The organism is Novosphingobium sp. APW14 (assembly GCF_032337075.1).
Taxonomy (GTDB): domain Bacteria; phylum Pseudomonadota; class Alphaproteobacteria; order Sphingomonadales; family Sphingomonadaceae; genus Novosphingobium.
The window spans coordinates 232,987-248,087 of record NZ_JAVYAB010000002.1 but is presented as its reverse complement, the minus strand read 5'-3'; the positions used below and the strand labels follow the sequence as shown (position 1 = coordinate 248,087).

Annotated in this window: 14 protein-coding genes; 6 read left to right on the top strand and 8 right to left on the bottom strand. The window is 62.8% G+C overall.

The window, feature by feature from the left end; translation table 11 throughout:
- Positions 1-91 precede the first annotated feature (91 nt).
- Positions 92-1,786, top strand: coding sequence for a class I adenylate-forming enzyme family protein (locus tag RQP55_RS03820; RefSeq protein WP_315608859.1), 1,695 nt, complete (start codon positions 92-94; stop codon positions 1,784-1,786).
- Positions 1,787-1,789: 3 nt separating this feature from the next.
- The gene (locus tag RQP55_RS03815; protein ID WP_315608858.1) at positions 1,790-2,560 is read left to right on the top strand and encodes a glucose 1-dehydrogenase; all 771 of its coding nucleotides are present in this window, start codon (positions 1,790-1,792) and stop codon (positions 2,558-2,560) included.
- Here RQP55_RS03815 and RQP55_RS03810 read toward each other — a convergent pair.
- From RQP55_RS03810 to RQP55_RS03800, 3 genes are read right to left on the bottom strand one after another with little or no spacing between them, the layout of a single operon-like run.
- Positions 2,557-3,450 (bottom strand): haloalkane dehalogenase, encoded by an 894-nt coding sequence (locus RQP55_RS03810; protein ID WP_315608857.1) that lies wholly within the window; start codon positions 3,448-3,450, stop codon positions 2,557-2,559. The genes RQP55_RS03815 and RQP55_RS03810 overlap by 4 nt on opposite strands.
- Positions 3,451-3,464: 14 nt before the next feature.
- The gene (locus RQP55_RS03805; RefSeq protein ID WP_315608856.1) at positions 3,465-3,839 is read right to left on the bottom strand and encodes a limonene-1,2-epoxide hydrolase family protein; all 375 of its coding nucleotides are present in this window, start codon (positions 3,837-3,839) and stop codon (positions 3,465-3,467) included.
- On the bottom strand, positions 3,836-4,177 hold the full coding sequence (locus tag RQP55_RS03800; protein ID WP_315608855.1) for a hypothetical protein: 342 nt from the start codon (positions 4,175-4,177) through the stop codon (positions 3,836-3,838). Before RQP55_RS03800 ends, RQP55_RS03805 begins: the two co-directional genes overlap by 4 nt.
- Before the next feature lie 66 nt (positions 4,178-4,243).
- Here RQP55_RS03800 and RQP55_RS03795 point away from each other — a divergent pair, with 66 nt between their 5' ends.
- Positions 4,244-4,798 carry a TetR/AcrR family transcriptional regulator gene (locus RQP55_RS03795; protein WP_315608854.1) on the top strand — a complete coding sequence of 185 codons (555 nt, stop codon included), beginning with the start codon at positions 4,244-4,246 and terminating at the stop codon, positions 4,796-4,798.
- Between the two features lie 84 nt (positions 4,799-4,882).
- Here the strand turns inward: RQP55_RS03795 and dnaA are convergent, their stop codons facing one another.
- From dnaA to mutM, 3 genes are all read right to left on the bottom strand, one after another.
- Positions 4,883-6,310 carry a chromosomal replication initiator protein DnaA gene (gene dnaA / locus RQP55_RS03790; RefSeq protein ID WP_315608853.1) on the bottom strand — a complete coding sequence of 476 codons (1,428 nt, stop codon included), beginning with the start codon at positions 6,308-6,310 and terminating at the stop codon, positions 4,883-4,885.
- A gap of 496 nt (positions 6,311-6,806) precedes the next feature.
- Positions 6,807-7,067, bottom strand: a complete 261-nt coding sequence (gene rpsT / locus RQP55_RS03785) for a 30S ribosomal protein S20 (RefSeq protein ID WP_315608852.1) — start codon at positions 7,065-7,067, stop codon at positions 6,807-6,809.
- A gap of 137 nt (positions 7,068-7,204) precedes the next feature.
- Positions 7,205-8,020, bottom strand: coding sequence for a bifunctional DNA-formamidopyrimidine glycosylase/DNA-(apurinic or apyrimidinic site) lyase (gene mutM / locus RQP55_RS03780; protein ID WP_315608851.1), 816 nt, complete (start codon positions 8,018-8,020; stop codon positions 7,205-7,207).
- A 56-nt stretch (positions 8,021-8,076) separates the two neighbouring features.
- On the opposite strand from mutM, the gene RQP55_RS03775 reads away from it, so the two are divergent.
- From RQP55_RS03775 to RQP55_RS03765, 3 genes are all read left to right on the top strand, one after another.
- Positions 8,077-8,808: a class I SAM-dependent methyltransferase gene (locus tag RQP55_RS03775; RefSeq protein ID WP_315608850.1), complete on the top strand. Its 732-nt coding sequence runs from the start codon at positions 8,077-8,079 to the stop codon at positions 8,806-8,808.
- A gap of 153 nt (positions 8,809-8,961) precedes the next feature.
- Positions 8,962-10,518: a 2-polyprenylphenol 6-hydroxylase gene (gene ubiB, locus RQP55_RS03770; protein ID WP_315608849.1), complete on the top strand. Its 1,557-nt coding sequence runs from the start codon at positions 8,962-8,964 to the stop codon at positions 10,516-10,518.
- Between the two features lie 4 nt (positions 10,519-10,522).
- Positions 10,523-10,801, top strand: coding sequence for a hypothetical protein (locus RQP55_RS03765; protein ID WP_315608848.1), 279 nt, complete (start codon positions 10,523-10,525; stop codon positions 10,799-10,801).
- Positions 10,802-10,904: 103 nt separating this feature from the next.
- Here the strand turns inward: RQP55_RS03765 and RQP55_RS03760 are convergent, their stop codons facing one another.
- Positions 10,905-13,376: a TonB-dependent receptor gene (locus RQP55_RS03760; RefSeq protein WP_315608847.1), complete on the bottom strand. Its 2,472-nt coding sequence runs from the start codon at positions 13,374-13,376 to the stop codon at positions 10,905-10,907.
- Positions 13,377-13,481: 105 nt separating this feature from the next.
- Positions 13,482-15,092, bottom strand: a complete 1,611-nt coding sequence (locus tag RQP55_RS03755) for a tetratricopeptide repeat-containing sulfotransferase family protein (RefSeq protein WP_315608846.1) — start codon at positions 15,090-15,092, stop codon at positions 13,482-13,484.
- Positions 15,093-15,101 lie beyond the last annotated feature (9 nt).

Sequence of the window (15,101 nt, the reverse complement as noted above, 5' to 3'; positions counted from 1 at the left end):
TCGTTTCGGCTGCCGGGCAAAGGAAGTCTCTTGCCCCGCCCCCGGCGATGCGGCACTTGATCGATCAATTAAGACAATAACGGGACGAGGCATGCATTACGCACAGTTGCACCAGGTGCGCCAAGAGCTGACCGGACCAGGCGGGCCGTTCGAAATTGTTGAGTCCGTTGTGCTGGGCCAGCAGATGAAGGTTTACAAGAACGCGCCGCCCTCGGCCCGCGAATTCTGGCTGTCTACCGCCGCCTTCGGTCCGCGTGACTACCTTGTGTATCAGGGCGAACGGCTGACCTACGCGCAGGCCCACGATCAGGTTCGCGCCGTGACAGCCTGGCTGTGGGAACAGGGCGTGCGCCCAGGTGACCGGGTCGCCATCGCCATGCGCAATTATCCCGAATGGATGCTGATCTACTGGGCTTGCCTGTGCCTGGGTGTGGCAGCGGTTGGGACCAACGCCTGGTGGACACCCGAAGAGCTGGACTATGCCCTCGCCGATTCAAGCCCCAAGGTGATCTTCGCCGATGCCGAGCGGCTGGCCCGATTGGCCGATTGCACCGCAGCCGCGGCAAAGGTCCCGACTGTGGCGGTCCGGGCCAATGGCAATACCGGCACGATCCCCTGGGCTGATGTCATTGCCCATCCCGGTGCCATGCCCGACGTCACCGTTGATCCGGATAGCGATGCCTGCATCTTCTACACCAGCGGCACGACCGGCCACCCCAAGGGCGCGCAGCTGACGCACCGTGGCTGTGTATCCAACCTGATGAACCTGCTTTATGCCGGCGCTTCCAGCGGCATGGCGACCGAGCGCGGTGGCGGCGCGGCGATTCCGGCGGAGCCGCCAGTTCCGGCGACTCTGGTTACCACCCCGCTGTTCCACGTCACCGCCAACAACTGCGCGGCCTATGCCGCAACCGCCCAGGGCGGCAAGATCGTGCTGATGTATCGCTGGGAAGCGGGCGAGGCACTGAAGTTGATCGAGGCGGAGCGTTGCAACGGGCTGTCCGGCGTGCCGGTGATGGCGCGCGAGCTGATCAATCACCCTGATTTTGACAAGTACGATACCTCCAGCCTGCTCAACATGTCAGGCGGCGGCGCCCAGGTCCCGCCGGACCAGGTCGGCACGATTGACCAAAAGATCCCGTCGGCGCGGCCATCAACCGGCTATGGCATGACCGAGACCTGCGGAATCATCACTTCGGTTGGCGGCGATTTCTTTGTCGACCGGCCGGACAGCGCCGGCCCGTCGATGCCCAACTTCGACGTGAAGTGCGTCGATGACGATGGCAATGCCGTGCCGCAGGGCGAAGTAGGTGAACTGTGGGTCAAGGGCTCGTCGGTGATCAAGGGATACCTTAACCGTCCCGATGCCAATGAAGCCTCGTTCACCGATGGCTGGCTTCACACCGGTGACGTCGCCCGGATCGATGAGGACGGCTTCATCTACATTGTCGACCGCAAGAAGGACATGGTCCTGCGCGGCGGCGAGAACGTGTTCTGCACCGAGGTCGAGGCCGGGATCTACCGCCACCCGGCTGTAGCCGAATGCTGCGTGTTCGGCGTGCCGGATGAGCGGCTGGGCGAGGAAGTGGGCGTGGCCGTGGTGCTCAAGCCCGGTGAGGTGCTGGATGCTGAAGCGCTGCGCGCGCATTGCGGGACGGTGATGGCCAAGCACAAGGTACCGCGTTACGTCTGGTTCAAGGACCAAGCCCTGCCGCGCAACGCCAATGGCAAGTTCCTGCGCCGCGAGTTGCGCGACGAACTCGCCCGCCAGACAGCGGAGGCTTGAGCCATGGCTGATATGGATGGGCGGATTGTCCTGGTCACCGGTGCCATGCGCGGTCTGGGTCAGGCTACGGCGCGCGCGCTTGCGGCAGCCGGGGCGAAAGTCGCCGTTACCGATCTGACCGCTCCGGAAGACCTGGCTGCAGAGATTGGCGGGGTGGCAAGGGCCCAGGACGTGACCAGCGAAGCTGACTGGGCCGCGACTATGGAGTGGGTCCGTGCCGAACTGGGCGGGCTGGACGTGCTGGTCAACAATGCCGGTCTGTGGCTCTTCAAGCCGATCCTGGAAACCACGCTGGATGACTGGCGGCGGCTCCACGCGGTCAATGTCGAAGGCGTATTTCTTGGCACCCGCGCGGCGATCCCGCTGCTGGCCGAACGCGCGCACCTGTGGCGCGGTGGTACCGCGATCGTGAACCTGTCATCTGTGGCGGGGATTGAAGGTGCTGCGGGCGGCACCTGCTATAACAGCACCAAGGGCGCGGTGCGCTTGTTCACCAAGGGCTGCGCCAAGGAACTGGCGGCAGCGCGAATTCGCGTCAACTCGGTCCACCCCGGGGTGATCGATACCGACATGGGGCGCAAGCTGATCGACGATTTCGCGGTGGCGCAGGGCACGGACAACAACGAAACGCTGGCCAACGTTTCAGCCATGCACCCGCTCGGCCATCTGGGCGAGGCGCAGAACGTGGCCGATGCCGTTGTTTTCCTGGCAAGCGACCGCGCTGCCTTTACCACTGGCAGTGAGTTGGTCGTCGACGGGGGCCTAAGCGCCTAAAGCCCGAAGGCCACTAGTGCGGCCCGGGCAATTCCCTCGCCCTTCTCCTGAACGAAATGGCCACCTTCAGGAACTTCGAGCGGAGCAGGGCAGCCCCGGATGATCCCTTGCAGCCGCGCCATAACGTCGGGTCCCAACACCGGGTCGGTCATGCCGATCGCCATGAAGGTCGGTCCGGACCATTCATCCCGCCAGAATTCCAGCGCACGTTTCGCCTCGGCGATGCCCTCCATTCCCGGGTCGGTCATGACGAGTTCGGGGAAGCGGCGCACCCCCGCCTTGAAGCGGCTATCGGGAAAAGGCGCAGCATAGGCGGCGGCCTCGTCAGCCAGCATATCGGGCTGTGACCGCTGCATGAGCGCGGCGATATCGAGATCGGGTTGGCTCCGGTTGAAAGCCCGCCAGCGGTTGAAACCTTCGCTGACCGGCTCGCCACATGGGATTGCAGTATTCATCACCAGCAGCCGCGCGAAGCGTTCGGGCATTGCCGGCGGAATGGTAAGGCCCAGAATTCCGCCCCAGTCCTGACAGACCAGGGTGATCCGCTGAAGGCCCAACCGTTCAATCAGGGCCATCAACATGCTGCGGTGAAAATGGAAGGTGTAGGCCTGATCATCCGCCGGCTTATCAGACCGACCGAAGCCAAGCAGGTCAGGGGCAATGACCCGATGGCCTGCCGCCACAAAGACCGGGATCATCTTGCGGTAGAGATAAGACCACGTGGGCTGCCCATGCAGGCAAAGGAACGTCTCCGTGGCATCGGCGGGGCCTTCGTCGAGGTAATGGACCCGCAGGCCAGCGTAGCCTGGGAGATCTTCCACGTAGTGCGGAGAAAAATCGAAATCGCGAAGACCGGCAAAGCGGCTATCGTCTGTGCGCAGTGCAGCCATCACCGGCACCTCCCTCAAGGCCATTCTGACAGGATCGTCGTCGCATCGAAATAGTCGCGCCAATAGGTGATCAGCCCGCCGTGCACCTCAAACACCCCGGTAACCGGCAGTTCGACCCACTTGTCAGCCAGCCGATGCCGATCGAGTCGTTCAAGGATGACCACGGGGCCGCTCGCTGCCTCGCGCAGGATCCGGAACTCGTTCTCCAATGTCGGTGCAAAGAACGGCTCAAGCACGGCGCGGATGCCCGCAGGGCCAACCACCGTGCCGATCGGTGGCGGGTTGGTATAGCTGCAATCAGGCGCCACAAAGGCCGTTGCCCGATCGTAATCCAGCGGCTCCATGGCTTTGAGGAAAGCGCGGGCGATTTCACTGGGGCTGGCAGTCATGCTGCGCGCCCCTCACCCAGCAGGAGCACCTTGATATCGCCACCCGCACGGCGAGATTGCACCAGCAGATAGAGTGAGAGGAAAAGCATCCCGCCGAAGAAGGCCAGCACGGCAAGGCCCAGCCCGCCCGTGCTGAACTGGTGCCGCCAGGCAACCCACAGTGCCGAGAGCGCCAAGAAGCACATGAAATCCAGATTGAACTGACCGGGCCAGGCCATTTCGGCCATGTCACCAAAGAATACGGGCAACAGGTTCAAACCGTGATGTGCGATGGTAATCGAAGTGTAGGCGAGAATCGCAACCAGGCAGGTGGCGAGGAATAGACGAAACAGGGCCATATTCAGCGACTCCTTGTAGCACTTGCTACATGGTATCTCAATGTAACAGTTGCTACAAGACTGCACATGAACATCAGGGACACCCAACGCCAGGCGGTGATCGAGCAGCTCGCCGGCCACTTGCTGGAGCATGGCCTCGCCCGTACGAGCCTGCGCCAACTCGCGGCCGCGGCGGGTGTCAGTGACCGGATGCTGCTCTACTACTTTGCCGACAAGGCCGAGGTGCTGGCTGCGGTTATGGCGCGGGTCGCCGGTGAGCTTTCCACGCGGCTGGCCGAAGCGATCCCGGATGGTTCCGCACTCCGCCCGGCTGAACTTGTGCGCAGCGCCGCGGCCTTTACGACCGGCCCGGACATGCGTCGGTTCATGCGGCTATGGGTTGAAGTCGTTGCTGCCGCCGCTCGGGGCGAACCCCCGTTCCCGGGGATCGTTGCCCAAATCATGGCGGGCTTCCGAGCGTGGGTCGATGCCCGACTGGAGCTGCCTGCCGGAGCTGACCGCGAGGCCATTTCAGCCGCGGTTATTGCCGTGATCGATGGCCTTGCACTGGTCGATATCTGCAGCGAGGATGCACTTGCTCCGCGCATGGCCGGGGCGTTAAGCATCCTTCTATCCGATTAGCCTTGCGCTTCCCCACAGTTCACCGCCTTGCGCAGTCCTGCGCAAGGGGTGGGAATTAGCGACTAAGCAACGGCAGAAAAGCGCTCAGCTTTCCAACTGACGGAGCAAGCTGCGCACGTCGCCGTCCATATCGGCATCGCGGGCACGCAGGTCCTCGATCAGCCGCACGGCGTGGATCACGGTCGAGTGATCGCGCCCGCCAAACTTGCGGCCGATTTCCGGATACGAACGCGGGGTCAGCACCTTGGCAAGATACATCGCCACCTGGCGCGGACGGACCACGGCACGGGCGCGGCGCTTGCTGGCCATTTCAGTCCGGTCGACCCGGTAGAACTGGCAGACGGTGCGCTGGATCTCGTCAATCGTGATCCGGCGGCGGTTGGCCGAAAGGATATCGGTCAGCTGTTCTTCGGCCAGCTGCAGCGACACGGCCTGACCGGTCAGCTGGGCATAGGCAATCAGCTTGTTGAGCCCGCCGACCAGTTCGCGAACGTTGCGGTTGATTGTGCGCGCCAGGAATTCAACCACGTCACCCGGCACGTGGCTGGGCGAGAAGCGCTGCAGACGGTGCTCAAGGATCGAACGGCGCAGTTCAATGTCAGCCGGCTGGATATCGGCGACCAGGCCCATCGACAGGCGCGAGAGCAGGCGCTGTTCGACCCCATCAAGCGCCTGCGGGGCGCGGTCAGCCGCGAAGACCAGCCGCTTGCCTTCGGCCAGCAGGGCATCGATCGTGTAAAGCAGCTCTTCCTGGGCCGAGGCCTTGCCGATGATGAACTGGATGTCATCGACCAGCAGCAGGTCAAAGCCGCGCAGACGGGCCTTGAATTCGATCGTCTGGTTCTGCCGCAGCGCCTGGACGAATTCGACCATGAACCGCTCGGCCGAGCAGTAGAAGATCCGCGCCCGCTGATGGTTCGCCAGATAGGCGTGGCCAATCGCGTGCAACAGGTGCGTCTTGCCCTGACCGGTTGCAGCCTTGAGATAGAGCGGTGCGAACTGTGGGGTTTCAGTGGCGGCCATGCGCTGCGCCGCGTTGCTGGCAAGGATATTGGCCGAACCAGTTACGAAGCTGGCGAAAGTCAGCGAAGGGTCAAGACCGACCGGCCCTTGGCCCAACGCACCAAGTTCTGCAGCCCCCATGCCCAGTGCATCGCCCGGCTGCGACAACGGCGCCCCATCATTGGCCGCACGGCGGCCTTCGTCACGACCAAGCCGCAGGCCAGGCATCGCGCGGCGGCCCGGCATGACCGAGATCCGGACATTGCGGATATCGGGACGCGCGATCTTCCATGCCAGCGAAAGCCGGTCGGCAAAACGATCGGACACCCAATTGGCAGAGAATTCATTCGGCAAGAAGAGATCCAGCGTACCGGTTTGCTTGCACAGCGAGCCCAACTGGATCGGCTTGATCCACTGGCTGTAAAGCTGATTGCCAAGATCCTTGCGCAGGCCGCGGCTGATATCTGCCCAGTCAGCCGCAAGATCGAGCGCTTCTTGTTCTTCCATCATGCGCTCTGCGTCAGCTCCGCCCGGCGCGGTACTACCGCGTGAATTACCAATGTTTGGTCCCGACACCCCTACGGCCCCCGAATATACGCTTCCCAGCCCCGTTCCCCCACCAGAGGACAGGACCCGCCCAAAACCGGCCCCCAAAAACCAGTTCGGAACTTTCAATCTGTGTGAAGGCCCGTTGCAGAATCTGCGCCGGGCTTGGATCGTGTTATGCCCCGCTGAGCGGGCAGGGCAAGGCACCCTTTTTCAAAAAACTGAAATAAATGGCCTTGACTCTGACATGGTCAGGGAATTCCCGAAGGCAATTTTTAAACATCTGTTAACTCGGAATATTTTCTGAAGGCCCGGTGCGAATCGCAGGAATCCGGTGACTTGCTGCAGCGCCGCATATTTCGGGTCACCAGAAAGCAAAAGGGCCGGCGGTTTAACCGCCGGCCCTTTTGCCGGGTTGTTCCCATTTCGTGCCACCGATCCGCGAATCGGTGAGGCCGAATCAGAGCGAGGCGACTCGCTTGGTCAGGCGCGCAAACTTGCGCGACGCCGTGTTCTTGTGAAGCACGCCGCGAGCCACACCACGCTGCAATTCCGGCTGAGCGGCCTTGAGCGCTTCGGCAGCAGCAGTCTTGTCACCACCAGCCAGGGCGGCCTCGACCTTCTTCACGAAGGTCCGGATACGGCCCAGACGGTTGCCGTTGATTTCTGCGCGCTTCTCGTTGCGACGGATGCGCTTCTTGGCTTGCGGCGTATTGGCCATGTCAGTCCTTCTTGCGGCTGCCAGGCGCAGCCCGATTCTGGTTAGAATTTCTTACAAAATCGCGGGCGCTGATCGAGTCATGCCCGCGGAAAGCGCGGCCCTTAACTGGGCAAAGCCGAATCGTCAACCAGAACGCGCTACTTCTGGCACTTCGCGCAATGCCATGTGCTACGCCCGCCCTGCGCAAATCGCTGAACCGGGGCGCTGCAGCGGCTGCACGCCTCGCCGGTCCGATCATAAACATCGAACTGTTTGGAGAAATAGCCCAGCTGTCCATCCGGCTGCGCATAGTCACGCAAGGTTGATCCTCCGGCCTCGATCGCCTCGGCAATCACTGCCTTGATCGCCGGGACCAGGCGGGCCAGCGCCGGGCCCGAAACCTGGCCGCCCGGCCTGCGGGGATCGATCCCGGCCCGGAACAGCGCTTCACAGACATAGATGTTGCCCAGCCCGGCCACGATCCGTTGATCAAGCAGCATCAGCTTGATCGCCGCGCTCCGGCTGGCCAGTGCCGCCTTCAGGTGCGCCGGCGTCAGGGCATCGCCGAGCGGTTCCGGGCCCATGGCGGCAAAGGCGGGCCAATCCGCCAGCGCAGCCTCATCGACGAGGTCCACCGAACCAAACCGGCGCGGATCGTTAAGCGACAGCACATGGCCAGAATGCGTTTCGAGCACCAGATGATCGTGGGTGCCGATATCTTCGGGATCGATCCGCCAGCGCCCCGACATGCCAAGGTGGAAGACCATCGACCGCCCGCGGTCGGTATGGATCAGGCCATACTTCGCGCGGCGACCAAGGCCCGTTACGGTGGCACCAGTCAGCGTCTGGACCAGGTCGGCGGGAAATGGGCGGCGCAGATCGGCACGGCGCGGCGCGACGCGGATCAGCCGCGCGCCATCAAGATAGCGCGCCAGTCCGCGTACAGTGGTTTCGACTTCGGGTAATTCAGGCATCGATTCGCTGCTAACAAGCTTTCCGCCGCGCCGAAACTACCCTAAGGGCCAGCCCCATGAGCGAACAGGTTTCCTTCGGCTACGAAGAGGTCTCTCCCGAGGAGAAGACCGAGCGCGTTGGCGCGGTGTTTTCAAGCGTCGCCAAAAAGTACGACGTGATGAACGATGCCATGTCGGTTGGCATGCATCGGCTGTGGAAGGACAAGTTCGTCCGCCGGGTCAAACCCCGCCCGGGCGAGCAGATCCTGGATATGGCCGGTGGTACCGGGGACATCGCCTTCCGGATGGCCGCGCAGGGCGCACAAATTACGGTCTCCGATATCAACCAGGACATGCTGGATGTCGGCATCGAACGGGCAATGGAACGCGGGCTCGACAGCCTGGTCTGGTCACGCCAGAACGCCGAGGAACTGAGCTTTCCCAGTCGCTTCTTCGATGCCTATACCATCGCCTTCGGGATCCGGAACGTGACCCGGATCGACAAGGCCCTGGCTGAGGCGCACCGCGTGCTGAAGCATGGCGGTCGGTTCTACTGCCTCGAATTCTCGACCACCGAATGGCCGGGATTCAAGGAAGTCTACGATTTTTACTCGCACAGGCTGGTGCCGAAGATCGGGCAGGCGATAGCCGGTGACGCGGATTCCTATCGCTATCTGATCGAATCGATCCGCCGCTTCCCGACCATGCCGGAGTTTGAAGGCATGATCCGCGATGCCGGCTTCACCCGCACCAAGGTTGAGCCGATCCTGGGCGGCCTGGTCGCCATTCATAGCGGTTGGAAGATTTGACGTGGATTATGCGATGATCGCGACCAGCAAAGCTGTGCGCTCGCGCATCACCGGCCCGCTCCCCCGCCCGGCCACCCAGAACCTAGGTTACCCTATGGGTGGCCGGGCGGGGGAGCGGGCCGGTGATGCTCCCGCCGTGAGGCGGGCAACGACATGACCCGTCCGGCCACGCATATTCTTCGCTTGCTGCGCTGGGGACGGATCCTGGCGAAGCACGGCGCGCTGCGCGGGATCGAGCAAGATCGCAACACGCCGCTACCGGTTAAGCGGCTGTTCCGGCTGGCTCGGCTGGGTACCTTCCAGCCGCGCGTTCCGGACTATGCCGGCGCTTTTCAGGCCATCGGACCCGCGGCGATCAAGTTGGGCCAGACCCTTGCCACCCGGCCTGATTTGGTTGGCGAGGAAGCCGCCTTTAACCTGTTGAGCCTGCAGGACAGCCTGCCGCCGGTTCCGTTTGCTGCGATCCAGGCCGAAATCGAAGCAAGCTTTGGCAAGCCGCTTGAAGCGATGTTCGCCAGCGTTGACCCGGAGCCGATTGGCGCCGCCTCGATTGCCCAGGTCCACAAGGGCGTGACTGCGGACGGCCGCACGGTCGCGATCAAGGTTCTGCGCCCGGGCATCCGCGAAAAATTCGCCGCGGACATCGAAACCTACGAATGGGCCGCCGCCCATCTCGAGGCGCTGGGCGGCGAAGCCTCGCGCTTGCGGCCGCGGCTGGTTATCGCCAACCTCAAGCGCTGGACCATGCGCGAGCTTGACCTCCGGCGCGAGGCCGCTTCGGCCTCGGAATTGGCCGAAGCGATGAAGGCGTTTGACGGCTATCGCATCCCCGCGATCGATTGGGACCGGACCAATGGTCGGGTCATGACGATCGAGTGGATCGACGGCATCAAAATCAGCGATCACGCGGCCCTAAAGGCCAGCGGAGTCGATCTGCCTGAACTGGCCAACCGCCTGGTTATTGCCTTCCTTACCCAGGCAATCAGCTACGGTTACTTCCATGCCGACATGCACCAGGGGAACCTGTTTGTGCAGGCGGACGGCACAATTGCCGCAATTGATTTTGGCATCATGGGCCGGATCGATCGCCGTGCAAGGTTCTGGCTGGCCGAGATCCTCTATGGCCTGACCACCGGCAATTATCGCCGCGTGGCGGAAATTCACTTCGAAGCGCAATATGTACCGAGTTATCATTCGGTGGACGAGTTCGCGACCGCGTTGCGTGCCGTAGGCGAACCGATGCGCGGGAAACCGGTAAGTGAACTGTCGGTCGGGCAAATGCTCGACGGGCTGTTTGCGATCACCCGTGATTTTGACATGCAGACCCAGCCGCACCTGTTGCTGCTGCAAAAAACCATGGTCATGGTCGAAGGGTTGGCGACCGCGCTCCACCCGGGGATCAACATGTGGGATGTATCCGGTCCCTTTGTGAAGAACTGGATCCGCGACGAGTTGGGGCCTGAAGCCGCGCTAGCCGATCGCCTGCGCGACGATACCGAGACCCTCCTGCGTTTGCCCAGCCTCATCCGACGGCTTGAGGAGCGGTTCCCAGCCAAGGGCGCCGCGCCAGAACCGCCGCCGCTGCCTGATGTGGAACTGATATGGGACCGTCGCCGCCAAAGCAGCCCGCGTCGCTGGAGTGGCTATATCCTCGCCCTGCTGGCAGGTGGCATAGCGGTATGGGGCGCTGGCGTCCTGGGCTGGCTTTGAGCCGATGGACCTTGATTCGCTGATCCTGCACTTCTTCGGGACGCAAGACCCGGCGGAGCTGACCGAAACGGACTATGACCGCGCCCTGGAAAAGCTCAAGATCGCCTTTGGCGTAGAGCGGGAAGTTGGGCGCAAATTTGCGCTGTGGACGCTGATGGAAGCACTGGGCATCGCCCCGCTGCCGGCAGACGCCTTTGCCAAGGAACCGCTGCTCAAGGCAGCAGCGGAAGACTATCTGAAGGCCGCATTCCGGCTTGAGCGCTTCGGCGAAGACGAAGGCTGATCGCCAAAGCGCCGCAACAGAAAAGGGCGGCAAGGTTGCCCCTGCCGCCCTCATCTAGATCAGCCTTCTGAAGGCCCGAAGGCCCCCGGGCCTCCTCTCCAACTCAGAACTTCGTCCCGGCGCGCAGACCGATCGTGCGCGGGGTGATCGGCACGACATAGGGGCGTTGGTAGCACTGACCGCACTGCACGAAGCGCGAGGACTGGCCCCGTTCGTCGAGCAGGTTGGCGGCAAAGAGCTCCACATTGAAGCTGCTCCACTCAACCCCCAGCGCCAGGTTCACCGTGGTGAATGCCGGAAGCTCGCCAAGCTGGGCCGCCTGGGTCGCCCGGACATCGCCGCTGGCCGAACCCTGGTACGCCACGTTGATCTGGCCATAGGGCTTCTTGTCACCCATTTCAGCCGTGTAGCGCATGGTACCCGAAGCCTTGAACTTCGGCGTGATCGGCAGGCGCGTACCCGAAGGCGACTGGATCGAATTGCCAGCGCCGGTGCAGGTAAAGGTCGGATCGACCGCTGCGCAGAGGTTCTTGGTCGTCTTCGCGTCGGTGTAAGCCCCGGCAACCTGCAGGAACAGCCCGCCGCCGTTGTAGCTCAAGTCGGCATCAATCCCGCGGATGCGGGCGTCAGGGCCATTCTTGATCTCGGTGAAGCTGTTTGCGCCAAGGTAGGAGTACTGGAAGTCATTCCAGTTCTGCTGATAGACTGCGCCATTGAAGCGCAGGCCCGGTGCGAGGGTCGACTTCCAGCCCATTTCATAGTTGATCAGGAAGTCAGCATCATAGGGGCCGACATCGGCCCGGCGGTTCACGCCACCCGGGCGGAAGCCCTTGGAAGCCGTTGCATAGACCATCAGGTCGCTGGTGGCCTTCCACGACAGGTTGAAGCGCCAGGTCAGGCCATCGTCCTTGACCCGCACCGGATCAACCCCAGACCCGTTCCAGACGCCCAGGTTGTTGCAGGGCGTTCCGTCAATCACACCCGGAGCCAGCTTGACGCCTGCGGTGCCGGCCACGGAGCGCAGGCGCGCTCCAGTGGTGGTGAAGCAACCGGCAACACCCGTGCGCGAGCTGCCTGCGCCATTATAGGGGGTGTCGCTAAAGTTGCCGCCCGGGTTGCGCCCAAAGCCAAAGAACCCGATCAACGTATTGTCGAACTTGTAGGCCCGGACCCCGGCGGTCAGGGTGACGTTCTGCAGCAGATCATAGCTCAGTTCGCCGAAAGCCGCATAGTCGCGATCAATGCGTTCCTGCTTGGTCAGCCAAAGCGTGCCGGGCGAACCATTGACCGACACCTGCGGACCAAGATTGGCAACCTTGTAGTCCTGGAAAATGTCGTTCGACTGGCGCTGGTAGAACAGCCCGCCGACAAACCGCAGCGGCTGGTCTGCCGGCGAGGCAACGCGCAGTTCCTGGCTCAGCTTCTTGAAGTGATCGCTGCCAATCACCTTCTGGCGCGGGTCGATGTTGCGGCCCAGCGAATCGAGGAAGTAGAAGTAACCGGCCAGACCGCCCGACGAAGCATAAAGCGAGTCATAGGCTTCCGAGTAGTCGGTGTAATCGCTTGAGCTGTCGCGCTTGCGGTCAAGGTAGGCGCCAGCATAGGTTACGTCCCAGCTGCCCAGCTTGCCCTCGATCGTCAGCGCGGCCTGAACCCACTTGTCGTTCAGATATTCCGGGGCAAAGCGCTGCAACTGCAGATCGCCGACGCTGGGATCGTAAGCGTAAGAGCCCTTGCTCTTCATCTGCTGGTAGGTGACCGCAGGCGTCACGGTCCAGCTATCGTCCAGATCGACCTTGAGCGCGGCGCGCGCACCATAGGTTTCGGTCTTGTTGTAGTTCTCGGCAACGAAGGCCGAATTGCTGACGCAGAACCCGCCGGGCTGCGGCAGGAAGCAACGGCTACCCGCGACGTTGTCGATGTAACCGGCATCCCGCTGATAGAAGCCGACCACGCGCAGGGCCGCGCTGTCACCCAGCGGGGCATTGATCATGCCATCGAACTTGCCGCCGAAATTGCCGCCTTTGACAGTGTTGATCTCACCATCAACCGAGCCTTCGAACCCGGCCGTGCTGGGCTTGTTGGTGATGATGCGGATCGTGCCAGCCTGCGACGAGGCGCCATAGAGCGTGCCCTGCGGGCCAGAGAGGCTTTCAATCCGGGCGATGTCATAGATATGGACGTCAAGGTTGCCGCCGATTGTGGTGACCGGCTGTTCATCAAGGTAGACGCCAACCGAGGGCAGCGAGCCCGAGTGGTTGCCGTCCCCGCCCGAGGCGACGCCGCGCATGTAGACCACGTTGGTCCCCGGCGTGCCGCCCGACTGGAACGAGACCGAGGGGAGTTGCTGGGCATAGCCCTTGAAGTCAGAGATGTTGAGCTGTTCAAGCTTGGCCGTGCCGAGCGCCTGGATCGAGATCGGCACGTTCTGGAGGTTTTCCGAACGCTTTTGCGCGGTCACCACGATTTCGTTGGCATCAGCCTCAGCGGCTTCCTGGGCCAGGGCCGGCATGGCAGTCAGCGCGGTGGAAGCAAGCAGCAATGCACCCGCTGTGCGACGAATAGTAAATGTCATGGGCACCCCATCCAATGAAATCTTCGGCAACTTGTGAATCCCCTATTCGCTGCGGTCAAGTCTAACGCAAATTGAGGGGGCCAATCGCCAGCCTGAGTGACAGAATTACCACGCCTCGGGATTGTCCGGATATGCCGCCAGAACCGGACCCAGTGCGGCCTTGAGCGGCCCAAGCCAGGGTTCGAACGGCACGTGGGCCTCGGTCCCTTCACGAAAGATCGGACGGCGGACCTGTTCGGAGCTGGGCGTGCGCACGGCGCGTTCGGTGCGGTGGAATTCAAGACAGGCCGGCTCAAACGCGAGACCGCAATAGTCGAGCAGGGCGCGCACTTCGGCCTCGGTATCCTCAACCATGTTTTCGTAGATCACCCGGTGCACCCGCCCCGGCCGGACCCGGTCAAGATGAGCCATCAACCGCACGTAATCGCGGTAATACCGGCCCATGTCTTCCAGGCCGTAGGCAAAGGCCTGGCCACGCGCGAAGTGCTGCTTGAAGTTGGAAAAACAGCAACCCAGCGGATGGCGACGCGCATCGACGATCTTGGCCCCGGGCAGCGCCAGCATGATGAACACCGCATGCATCCAGTTGTTCGGCAGCTTATCGATGAAGTACGGCCGCTCAGTCTTGCGCTGGATGCGCGTGCGCCTGAGAAATTCCTCGCCGCGCCGCGCCAGTTGCTCGGCAGTCAGGCCGGGCAGGCTGAGCGGATAGTTGCCCTCTCGCCGCGCCAGGGCAGGGATATCGGGCAGCTCGGTCGTGCCCTCAACCAGGCTGTGGCTGGAGAGGATCTGTTCGACCAGGGTCGATCCAGCACGGGGCATGCCCAGCACAAAGATCGGATCGGGCGCATCACAACCATGCCCGGCGCGTTCTGCGAAGAATTCGGGTGTGGCAATTTCGATCAGGCGATCGACGAAGCGGGCGGTTTCATCCGCATCGTAATCAAGCTCGGTGCGGCGCAGGGCATTGCCCGCGGCATAGTGGGCAAAGCTCGCCTCAGCCTCGCCGCGGTCCTCCAACGCCTTGCCCAGCGCGAAGTCGAGGTGGAAGCGATCTTCCCTGGCCACCCCGCCCTGTTCGAGCGCAGCCTTCATCGCCGCGATATCGGTATCGGTGAACTTGACCGTCTTCAGGTTGGCAAGGCTCCACCATGCCTCACCCAGCGTCGGCATCAGTTCGATCGCCTGGCGATAGGCCGCGATCCCTTCGTCCAGCCGCCCAACCGTCTTCAGCATGTGCCCAAAGCTCATCCACACGCGCGGCTGGTTTGGCGCCTGCGCCAGCACCCGTTCGTATAGGGTGATCGCCTCGTCGAACTCGCCGATCCGGCCCAAGGCAGCAGCCTGAAGGTTGGCGTGGCCGGGATTGTCCGGCTCTTCCTCCACCACCCGGTTGAGTTCGGCAATGGCATCGGCGGGGCGGTTCTGGCGGTATAGCACCAGGGCAAGATTGGCCCGCGCCGGGGTGAAGGCCGGGGCCAGTTCCAGCGCGCGGCGCAACAAGTTTTCGGCGTCGTTATAACGCCCGATCCGGCCCGCCAGCTCAGCAAACAGCCGGATTGCGAAGACATCCAACGGGTCTTCCTTCAGGTGGGCGCGCAACAACGGTTCGGCGACCGGCAGGTCGTTCTCGTTCATGGCCATGGCGGCCTGGATCAGCCGTGGGTGATAGCGCCCGGACCGCGCAAGCCAGGATTGGGTGGTGACGTTGCTCATGCTGTGCGC

Bases quoted from the DNA above. Each gene is read 5' to 3' on its own strand.
- RQP55_RS03820 (WP_315608859.1), top strand. From the start codon at position 92: ATGCATTACGCACAGTTGCACCAGGTGCGCCAAGAGCTGACCGGACCA.
- RQP55_RS03815 (WP_315608858.1), top strand. From the start codon at position 1,790: ATGGCTGATATGGATGGGCGGATTGTCCTGGTCACCGGTGCCATGCGC.
- RQP55_RS03810 (WP_315608857.1), bottom strand. From the start codon at position 3,450: ATGGCTGCACTGCGCACAGACGATAGCCGCTTTGCCGGTCTTCGCGAT.
- RQP55_RS03805 (WP_315608856.1), bottom strand. From the start codon at position 3,839: ATGACTGCCAGCCCCAGTGAAATCGCCCGCGCTTTCCTCAAAGCCATG.
- RQP55_RS03800 (WP_315608855.1), bottom strand. From the start codon at position 4,177: ATGGCCCTGTTTCGTCTATTCCTCGCCACCTGCCTGGTTGCGATTCTC.
- RQP55_RS03795 (WP_315608854.1), top strand. From the start codon at position 4,244: ATGAACATCAGGGACACCCAACGCCAGGCGGTGATCGAGCAGCTCGCC.
- dnaA (WP_315608853.1), bottom strand. From the start codon at position 6,310: ATGATGGAAGAACAAGAAGCGCTCGATCTTGCGGCTGACTGGGCAGAT.
- rpsT (WP_315608852.1), bottom strand. From the start codon at position 7,067: ATGGCCAATACGCCGCAAGCCAAGAAGCGCATCCGTCGCAACGAGAAG.
- mutM (WP_315608851.1), bottom strand. From the start codon at position 8,020: ATGCCTGAATTACCCGAAGTCGAAACCACTGTACGCGGACTGGCGCGC.
- RQP55_RS03775 (WP_315608850.1), top strand. From the start codon at position 8,077: ATGAGCGAACAGGTTTCCTTCGGCTACGAAGAGGTCTCTCCCGAGGAG.
- ubiB (WP_315608849.1), top strand. From the start codon at position 8,962: ATGACCCGTCCGGCCACGCATATTCTTCGCTTGCTGCGCTGGGGACGG.
- RQP55_RS03765 (WP_315608848.1), top strand. From the start codon at position 10,523: ATGGACCTTGATTCGCTGATCCTGCACTTCTTCGGGACGCAAGACCCG.
- RQP55_RS03760 (WP_315608847.1), bottom strand. From the start codon at position 13,376: ATGACATTTACTATTCGTCGCACAGCGGGTGCATTGCTGCTTGCTTCC.
- RQP55_RS03755 (WP_315608846.1), bottom strand. From the start codon at position 15,092: ATGAGCAACGTCACCACCCAATCCTGGCTTGCGCGGTCCGGGCGCTAT.